Source organism: Lentzea tibetensis, from assembly GCF_007845675.1.
In the GTDB taxonomy this organism is placed as follows: domain Bacteria; phylum Actinomycetota; class Actinomycetes; order Mycobacteriales; family Pseudonocardiaceae; genus Lentzea; species Lentzea tibetensis.
On sequence record NZ_VOBR01000007.1, the window covers coordinates 361,293 to 370,282 of the forward strand.

The 8,990-nt window shown below is 69.8% G+C and carries 8 protein-coding genes; 4 read left to right on the forward strand and 4 right to left on the reverse strand.

Going from position 1 to position 8,990, the window contains the following annotated elements; translation table 11 throughout:
- The first annotated feature begins 84 nt into the window (after nucleotides 1–84).
- From FKR81_RS14105 to FKR81_RS14115, 3 genes are read left to right on the forward strand one after another with little or no spacing between them, the layout of a single operon-like run.
- Nucleotides 85–1,326: a prenyltransferase/squalene oxidase repeat-containing protein gene (locus tag FKR81_RS14105; RefSeq protein ID WP_146351907.1), complete on the forward strand. Its 1,242-nt coding sequence runs from the start codon at nucleotides 85–87 to the stop codon at nucleotides 1,324–1,326.
- Nucleotides 1,323–2,447, forward strand: a complete 1,125-nt coding sequence (locus tag FKR81_RS14110) for a cytochrome P450 (protein WP_146351909.1) — start codon at nucleotides 1,323–1,325, stop codon at nucleotides 2,445–2,447. The genes FKR81_RS14105 and FKR81_RS14110 overlap by 4 nt, the downstream gene beginning before the upstream one ends.
- Nucleotides 2,435–3,265 (forward strand): UbiA prenyltransferase family protein, encoded by an 831-nt coding sequence (locus FKR81_RS14115; protein WP_186762964.1) that lies wholly within the window; start codon nucleotides 2,435–2,437, stop codon nucleotides 3,263–3,265. Before FKR81_RS14110 ends, FKR81_RS14115 begins: the two co-directional genes overlap by 13 nt.
- Here FKR81_RS14115 and FKR81_RS14120 read toward each other — a convergent pair.
- From FKR81_RS14120 to FKR81_RS14135, 4 genes are all read right to left on the reverse strand, one after another.
- Nucleotides 3,262–4,050 (reverse strand): SAM-dependent methyltransferase, encoded by a 789-nt coding sequence (locus FKR81_RS14120; protein ID WP_186762965.1) that lies wholly within the window; start codon nucleotides 4,048–4,050, stop codon nucleotides 3,262–3,264. The two genes, FKR81_RS14115 and FKR81_RS14120, sit on opposite strands and share 4 nt — an antisense overlap.
- Nucleotides 4,051–4,121: 71 nt before the next feature.
- On the reverse strand, nucleotides 4,122–5,249 hold the full coding sequence (locus tag FKR81_RS14125; RefSeq protein WP_146351915.1) for a carboxylate-amine ligase: 1,128 nt from the start codon (nucleotides 5,247–5,249) through the stop codon (nucleotides 4,122–4,124).
- A gap of 82 nt (nucleotides 5,250–5,331) precedes the next feature.
- A complete protein-coding gene (locus FKR81_RS14130; RefSeq protein ID WP_146351917.1) occupies nucleotides 5,332–7,005 on the reverse strand; it encodes a GGDEF domain-containing protein in 1,674 nt (557 codons plus the stop codon).
- Between the two features lie 106 nt (nucleotides 7,006–7,111).
- Nucleotides 7,112–8,152 carry a lycopene cyclase family protein gene (locus tag FKR81_RS14135; RefSeq protein ID WP_146351919.1) on the reverse strand — a complete coding sequence of 347 codons (1,041 nt, stop codon included), beginning with the start codon at nucleotides 8,150–8,152 and terminating at the stop codon, nucleotides 7,112–7,114.
- 37 nt (nucleotides 8,153–8,189) lie between these two features.
- Here FKR81_RS14135 and FKR81_RS14140 point away from each other — a divergent pair, with 37 nt between their 5' ends.
- Nucleotides 8,190–8,648: a nitroreductase family deazaflavin-dependent oxidoreductase gene (locus FKR81_RS14140; RefSeq protein WP_146351921.1), complete on the forward strand. Its 459-nt coding sequence runs from the start codon at nucleotides 8,190–8,192 to the stop codon at nucleotides 8,646–8,648.
- The last annotated feature ends 342 nt before the right edge of the window (nucleotides 8,649–8,990 follow it).

An 8,990-nucleotide genomic window follows, 5' to 3' on the forward strand; every position in this document is an offset into this window, starting at 1 on the left:
TCGGTGTAAATCCGGTAGACCGTTCGCCAGTAAATGCTACTCTCAGTTGTGTAGCGGTTACTCAGCTGATACGGGGGACGGCTCATGGAGATCAACGAGTTGTTATCCCAGATGGCGGCCGATCCGTGGGGGGATGTCACGCCGTCGGTCTACGAGACCGCGCGGCTCGTCGCGAAGGCGCCGTGGCTCGGCGGCCACGCCGAACGCGTCCGCTTTCTCGAACGGACCCAGCACGCCGACGGCACCTGGGGTGGGCCTGAGGAGTACGCGCTGGTCCCGACCCTCAGCGCGGTGGCGGCGTTGCCGCACAACGAGAGAGGCCGGCGCGCGCTCGACCGGCTGCTGGGCAGACCGCTGCCCGACACGGTCGCGGTCGAGCTGATCGTCCCCGCGCTGTGCCGTGAGCTGGGGATCGCGGCGGACACCGGCGTGCTCGACCGCATCGCGAGGAAACCGTTGCCCGCCAAGCTGTGGCACACGCTCGAGATCTTCGGCGGCGACAGACCCGAGGTCGTCCCGGTCGACGGCGCGGTCGCCTGCTCGCCCGCCGCCACGGCGACCTGGCTGGGCCGCCGAACACCGGGCCCCAGCCTGAACTACCTGGAAGCCGCGCAGGCCAGGCACAACGGCCCGGTTCCCGCGGGCACACCCGTCCCGCTCTTCGAACGCGCCTGGGTACTCGCCGCGCTGAAGAACGCGGGGATACCAACAGCAACGATCGATCTCCACATCACCGCGGAAGGCGCCTCCGCGGGTCCCGGCCTCGCACCGGACGCGGACGACACGGCCACCGCCCTCTACGCGCTGGGCGCGACGGACACGTCGGTGCTCGACCGCTACCGCAGCGGCAGGCACTTCAGCTGCTTCCCGGACGAGCGCACCCCGTCCACCAGCACGAACGCCCACGTCCTCCAGGCGCGCGGCCACGATCCCGAACTGGAGGAGTGGATCAGGGACACCCAGAACCGCGACGGATCCTGGCACGACAAGTGGCACGCCTCGCCGTACTACGCGACGGCCTGCTGCGTCACGGCGCTCCAGGGCGACGACAAGGCGGCCGACTGGGCGGAGAGCACGCAACGTCCGGACGGCTCGTGGGGCCGTTGGGAAGGCACGTACGAGGAAACCGCGTACGCGATCCAGATCCTGGTGCGCGGCAACAGGAACGGCCCGGCGACGCAACGGGGCTGCGAGTTCCTGGAGAACTGGGGCGACCGCGAACACCCGCCGCTGTGGCACGACAAAGACCTTTACGCGCCAACGAGAATCATCAGAGCTGAGGGGATCTCCGCACTCCACAGCGCCCGCTGCGCGGTGGTCGCGTGAACCGCCAGGAGCTGCGGCTCGCGTTGCGGATGATCCCGTTCCTCAACGAGCTGGACGGCGACGCGCACGGGGTGCTGCAGCTGCGCGAGAAGCGCTGGCTCGTGTGGCACCCGGACGTCGTGGCGTCGTTGTGGCGCAACGACCGCACGCTCGGCCACCCGAAGAGTCGCACGCTGAGTCCGTTGCTGGGCAACGGTTCCATGCTGTGGATGGACGGACCGGAGCACGCCGAGTACCGGCGGTTCATCGGACCGGCGCTGCGCGGGCGCAACCTCGTGCGGTACGAGGAGATCATCCACGAGCTCGTCGGCCGGACCATCGAGGAGCTCAGACCGGGCGACCGCGTCGGGCTCGCCGAGTGGACGCGCAAGCTCACGCTCCGCGTCGTCGGCCGCATCGTGCTCGGCGTGGACGACGACGTGCTGCTGCAGGCGTTCTCGAAGTGGCTCGACCGCAGGCTCGGCAACCGGGCCCGCACGCTCGCCCACCGGTTCCTCGGCAGGGGAGTGCCGCGGTTCGACGACGAAGTCGACCGGATGTTGTTGGACAGGGCCAGAAACGCCGAACCGCCCGCGCTCGCCGCGCTCCTGCCGCCGACGAACCTGCGCGACCAGCTCGTCTCGCTGCTGTTCGCCGGCCACGAGACGACGGCAGGCGCCACCGCGTGGACCTTCTACTGGCTCGACCGCAACCCCGAGCTGTGCGAGGAGATCCAGGCGGGCGACGAGGAACTGCTCACCGCCACGATCATGGAGTCGCTGCGGCTGTGCCCGCCCGCCACGCTCGCGGGCAACCGCAGCACCCCCACCGGGCTCGTGCTGACGCCGAGCATCTACCTGGCGCACCGGCGTAAGGAGTCGTTCCCGGACCCGAAGTCCTTCGACCCGCACCGCTTCCTCGGCAAGCGCCCGCCGAGCAGCCACTTCTTCCCGTTCGGTGGGGGAGTGCGCCACTGCCTCGGCATGGACCTCGCGCTGCTGGAGATCCGCCTCATCGTCACCGCGCTGCTCCGCCGCAGACAGGTGCGCTGCCTGCGGCCCCGCAGCTGCGCGCCCCAGCTCCGCGGCGCCGCCATGGCACCGCCGCCCGGCCTCGCGATGGTGACCACGTGTCGGCCCTGATCAGGGTGCACCGGCTGGAGCACCCGTTCGGGCTGCACTACCTGTGCTGCGCGACGTGGGGCGCCTGCTACGCCGTGCGGTTCGACCTGGTCGTCTTCTTCGCGATCGCCGCGAACTTCCTGGTGATCGTCTCGGGCAACCCGCTCAACGCGCTCGCCGACGTCCGCAACGACGCCGCGACGCGGGAGAAGCGCCACCTCGTCGCCGCGGTCAACGAGATCGGCAGGCACCGGGTCGCCGCGCTCACCGCGGCCGAGATGGTCATCGCGCTGGCCGTCGCGACGATCGTCTCCTGGAAGGCCGCGACCGGCGTCGCCCTGATCATCCTGCTGTACCTGGCGTACAACCTGGAACCGTTGCGGCTCAAGCGCCGCGGCTACGCGGGACCGGTGGCGCTGAGCATCGCGGCCGGGCTGCTGCCGAGCGTGATCGCCTACAGCGCTGCGGGGGGACAGCCAGAACCGGCCATCTGGCTCGTGTTCGTCGGGGTTTGCGCGCTCGGGACGGCCCGTGCGTTGTGGTGGGCGGTACCGGACCGGGTGGGCGACGCGGCTGTCGGTTCGCTCACACCTGTTGTGCTGCACGGGAAGCAGCACGCGCTGTCGGTCGCCGCCCGGATCACGGTGGTCGGCCTGCTGCTGCTCGGCGGCGGGCTGTGGCTGAGGTACGGACCCTGGTGGGCGCTGCTGGGCGTCAGCGTCAGCGCCACGTTCCTGCTCGCCCGTGAGCTGCCCACTTCGAAGATGATGCTGCGCTACGGGATGACGCTTGTCGTGTGCGCGACGGCCGTCGTCGCCTCGATCCCGTTGCTGGCCTAGTGCTTGCGCGCCACGCCGCCGAGGCCCTCGAAGTTCTCCGGGTTGCGGTCCTGGTCGTCGGCAGGGTCGGGCTCCCACATGGGGATCGGCACGACACCCGGTGCCAGCACCTCAAGCCCTTCGAAGAAGCCCTCGACCTCCTGGCGGTAGCGGAAGGTGAAGGGTGGCAGCGGATCCGGGTACATCGCACTGAACAACCCGACCGCGGACAGCATGAACGGATCGCGACACGTGTGCGAGACCGCGAGGTGGCTGCCCGGCACGCACGCGTCCATGTACGTGGCGATCACCTTCGCGGGCTCGGCCGACTCGGGGACGAAGTGCAGCACATCCAGCAGCAGCACCGCGACCGGTTCGGACATGTCCAGCACGGTGATCGAGTTGAGCACCTGGTGCACATCGCACAGGTCCGCGCACAGCATCTCCACCGCGGGGTTGTTCCCCAGGATCTGCTGGCCTTCGGCCGCGACCGCCGGATCGATCTCCACGTACGCCACCCGCGCGTCCGGCGCGACCTCGTGCACGTTGCCCGCGGTCGGCAGGCCCGAACCGAGGTCGATGAACTGCCGCACACCGGCTTTCGCCAGTCGTGTCACCACGCGGCGGAGGAACGCCCGGTGCGTGCGCACCAGGTATGGCAGGTTGGGTGCGGCCGACACGAGGTGGTCGGCGAGCTCGAGATCCGCGTCCGTGTTGTGCGTTCCGCCGAGCCAGTAGTCGCGGACGCGCGCGGTGTTGGGCAGCTCCGGACCATTCACACCCGGTGCCCAGATGGGGTTGGCCACGTGCACTAACTACAGCATCACCCGAGCGGGCACACTATTGCGGCGCGGAACTTACACGATCGGGTGACGGCTCACCCGATTGTTTGGGTCGCGAGCAACTGGACGACGTCGTCGAGCCTGCCGCGCCGCGCCATCGCCCGTCGCTGCCGCGCGGCGCCACAACCGTCCAGCAGCAACCGATCCACCGTCTCGCTGACCAGCTCGTAGTCGCCTGCCAGCTCCAGTGCCGGCCGGATCGAACGGACGAGCGAGCCGACGATCGTGGCCGCCGGAGTGGGCGATCCCGTCAGCGGGTCGAGACCGAACCCCTCGAGACCGTCCCGCGCCGCACGCCACATCGCCACGCGCAGCAGGTGCTGCGGAATCGGCAGCGGCGCAACGGAAGTGGTGAGCGCGGTCGACGCGATGCCGCGCACCAGCGCCGCGATCAGCACCGCCTCGTCGACCGTGGGCGCCACGTCGCACACCCGCAGCTCCAGCGTGGGGTGCCGCGCGGACAGCCGGACGTCCCAATACACCATGCCCCGGTCCATTGCAGCGCCACTGGTGACGATCTCGTCGCGCGCCGCGAAGTACGCGGCGGCGTTCTCGAACAGCGGCGGCGGGCCCGCGGACGGCCAGCGGCTCCACACCATGTAGCGCCAGCTCGCGTAGCCCGTGTCGCCGTCGGTCCAGTACGGCGAGTTCGCGGCGAGCGCCAGCAGCGTCGGCAGCCACGGGCGCAGGTGGTTGCTCACGAGCACCTTCGACTCGTCGTCCGGCAGCCCGATGTGGACGTGGCAGCCGCAGATCGCCATGTCGTTGGTGAGCGCGCCCATCTCCTGCGACATCCGGTGGTAGCGCGGCGAATGCGTCAGCGGCGTCGGTGTCGTCATGCCCAGCACCGGTGTCCCGCTCGCGATGAGCCGCGCGTCGAACCGCCGCGCCCGCTCGTCCAGCGCCTGCCGCATCGTCGCCAGCTGGTCGTGCAGGTCGGTCATGTCGGTGCAGATGCCCGTCACCGACTCGACCTGGAACTGCGCGATCTCCGGCTGCAGGTCGCACTGCGCAGGCGCCGCGAGCACGTCCGCCGCCCGGTTCACCAGGTGCCCTGTCGCGGCGTCGACGAGGACGAACTCCTCCTCGACCCCCACCGAGAGGACGCCGTCGACACTGGTCCGCTGAGCGGGGACCGACTGGGCCGGGCTGCTGACCTTCACGCGAGCCTCCTGTGCGCTGAGTAGCCAGCTCGATGCTATGAGTGATCAGCATGGCCGGACAGGAGGCGTTGGGTTGAACTTCTTAACTCACCGCGCGCTGTGCCGCGCCACGCAGAACATCCCGGCGTTCCGTACCTGGGCGACCCATCACCCAGCTCGATCCGGCGAGGGACTTCGCGTGCTCCTTCACCGGCGCGAGCAGGCGCGACAGTTCGTGGTACGACCCGACCGAACCGGCGGCACAGATGAGCGTAGCCAGCGAAACCGTCACCGCCATGCCCTCGGCGGAGTAAGGCTTGTCCAGCAACCGAGTGGAAAGCGGCACTGTTTCGTCCAATCCCGCAACCACCAGGAAGTCGTCACCGCCGACGTGTCCCACGTGCACGCCGGGGAACCGCCGGGTGATCTCGACGAGGTCGTGTCCTATGTCGCGGATCAGGTCGTCACCGGCCGCGAACCCGACGGAGTCGTTGACCTGCTTGAAACCGTCGACGTCCAGCCACGACACGGCGAAGATCTCACCGGCCTGGATGCGCCGCTCCACCTCGCCGGCGAGCGCGTCGCTGCCCGGCAGCCGGGTGAGCGGGCTCAGCGCCGCCGCCTGCTCCACCTTGAGCTCCGCAACACCGCGCACGACGTCCGCGACCCGCACGACTCCCATGCAGCGGTCCGCCTTGTCGACGACGACCAGGTCGTCCGTGGTGCGCTCCCGGTTCGCGTGCGCCACGACGTCCAGCAGCTCGAGCGCGGTGGCGTCGGGTCCGATGATGTGCGGCTTGTCCGCCAGCCGGTTCGCCTCGCGCTTGGCGTGCAACGCGTGCCCGTACGGCCCGGTCACCGCGAGCAGGAACCGGTTGCGGTCCACCGACCACCGCGGCCTGCCCTCGTCGTCGACCAGCACCACACCCGTGACGCTCTGCTGGGACGCCAGCACCTCGCGCACCTCTTCGGACGTCGCGTGCTCCGGCAGCGTCGTCGCCGGGTGCAGGAAGTCCGTCACCCGCGGCCCCTTGGTGCGCCGGATCTCGCCGGTGTTCGTGACCGCCTCCGGCGCGATCCGGGCGCCGATCGCGGGCCGCCGCGACGCGGGCGCCAGCATGTTCCCCTGCGCCAGCCCGACCCCGAGCTTGCGCAGCGCCGCGAGCTCCGTCTCCGTCTCCACGCCTTCCGCGACCAGCTGCGCACCCGTGTGCTCCCCGAGATGCGCCAGCGACCGCACCAGCGCACACCGCGCCGGGTCGTCCGGCAGCTTCGTGACCAGCTCCCGATCGAGCTTCACGAAGTCCGGGTGCGCCTCGGCCAACAGCGACAACGGCACGTCACCCTCGCCGATCCCGTCGAGCGCGATGCGGAACCCGTTGTCCCGCAGGACTTTCAGCCCCTGCATGAGCCGCTTGCGCCCCACTCGCGTGTACGGGGCGCTCACCTCGATCACCACCTGCGCCGGGTCCCGCCGCGTGTCGCGCAGCGCGCCGTACAACGGCCCCATCAGCTCCTGCTTGTCCGCGATCGTCATCGCCAGCAGGTTGAGGTGCAGCGGCAGGAGGATGTGGTGGTCGGCGGCGTGGCGCAGCGCGCGGCACGCGAGCCCCACGTCCGTGTTCGCCAGGAACCCGGCGCGGTACGCGGTCTGCAGCAGATCCTGCACGCTGCCGTCGTGCGGGCGAGCCAGCGCCTCGACCGCGACGACACCTCCGGTGTTGAGGTTGAACAGCGGCTGGAAGGCGAAGCGAACGTCATCCAGCAATGCGGGCACGTCTCAAATCGTGCCGGTGCGAACGAGTTTTGCCGAGGGGGTTTACCAGGTGTTCACGAGGTTGGCGCGAAGCCGCCACGGTGCGGCGCGTCTGACCTCAGGTCGTTCAGCGGACGAGCTTGGCGCGTAGCCGCCACGGTGCTGCGCGGAACAGTTCGGCCATCGCCGCGGCGGTGCCTTTGACGTCGTCACGGCCGGAGAGGTAGGCGCGCTGCAGCTCGGCGGGCAGCCGGAAGAACAGCTCGAAGAAGTCCCTGGTCTCGTCGGCGTCCAGCTCGAGCAGCACCTCGAGGCCCCGGCGGCGGAGCTGGTGCACGAGCTTCGCGGACGGCGGCCAGATGACGTGGTGCGCGGCCATGCGCGCCGCCCGAGGACCCGCGCGCAGGGTGGACGCGACCGCGGAAGCGACCGAGGGGGCCAGGGTGAGTGAGGTGGCGACGCTGTAGCCGGTCGCCGGGTGCACGAAGCCGGCGCGCGACCCGAACGCGAGTGTCTTCGCGCGTGGGGCGTCCAGCGGGAAGTGGACGCGTTCCTCCGTGGTCTCCTCCGGCTGGACGCGGGCGTGCAGGCGGCGGCGCAGTTCGGCGAGCGGCATGCCCGGTCGTCGTGCCAGTGAGGTCTCCTCCACCAGCAGCTTGCCGTCGCCGAGTGGGACCTCGTAGAGGAACGTGTCGCCGTCGCGCCAGTCCATCAGGGTCGCGTCGGTTCTGGACGACGTGATGACGGTGCCGACGGCGGTTTGCGCGGCGGTCCCGGACTGAGCGCCGCGGGCGTCGACGAGCAGGGCGGTGGCGAGCCTGCGGCCGTCGGCCAGGTCGGCGGTCGAACCCCTGGGGCCGTCGGCGCGGCCGGCCAGTCGGCCGCGGTGCACGGTGACCTGCGGGTCCAACGTGTGCAACGCCGTGTTGTCCAGGACGACATAGGTGCGGTCGATCCGGTGTTCCGAACGCGCGAACGCGCGGACGGTCGTGCACTGCGACCTCACCGGGGTGCCGGCGGGGAGCTCGTCCGCCCACGCTCCGTAGGTCGCGGTCCACGGGCGGTCCGGCTGCGGGTCGATGAGCGCGGTGGTCAGGCCCGCGCGGGCGCACGCGTTGGCCAGCGCACGTCCAGCTGGGCCACCGCCCGCGATCAGCACATCCGTCACGCCTCCATAGTTCCCCCGCACGTGGTTGGCTTGACGCGTGGCCAAGACATACCGGTACGGAGTCCTGCGGCGGGTCGGCAACGTCGTCATCGGCACGGCGGTCGCGCTCGGCGTCGCGCCTTCCTCGTACGTCCTGCTGACGGTGCCCGGACGGAAGAGCGGCGTCCCGCGCACGATCCCCATCCGGTTGCTGGCGTTCGCGGGGGAGCAGTGGCTCGTCGCGCCGTACGGGACGCGCGACTGGGTGCGCAACGTGCGCGCGGCCGGTGAGGTGAAGGTGCGGAACGGGCGGAAGGTGCGCACGGCGAAGGTCGTGGAGTGCGGAGCGCGTGAGGCGGCGCCCGTTCTGCGCGCGTACGTGGCCGTCGAACCCTTCACGCGGCCCTTCTTCGACGCCCGGCACGGCGGGCCGGTCGAGAGCTTCGAGGCCGAGGCGGACCGTCATCCGGTCTTCCGGCTGGAGAATCCGCAGGTAGATGGCGGTGCAGAGGCTTAAGGGACCCCCCGATTTGGAGGTCGAAACACCCGTGCTGTAAGTTTCTCTCTGCCAGCGCGGAACGGGCCGGAAAACAACCGGAACGAGCGGGGCAAAGCCCAAAGAGAAGCGCCAAGCAGGACCGGCCGCTGATTTGACAAGGGCCTGAAACACCAAATAAGCTTCAAACACACAAGCCCCGGAAGTAAGTCAGCGTAAAGCTGATGTGACTGCGGTGAGCGCGTGTTCTTTGAGAACTCAACAGCGTGCCGAAACACAGCCAGTAATATGAACCTCGTCAAGAGGTTCCTTTGAGTAATTTAGATTGATGCCAGACATATTCCGTCTGGAGCGATCAAACCA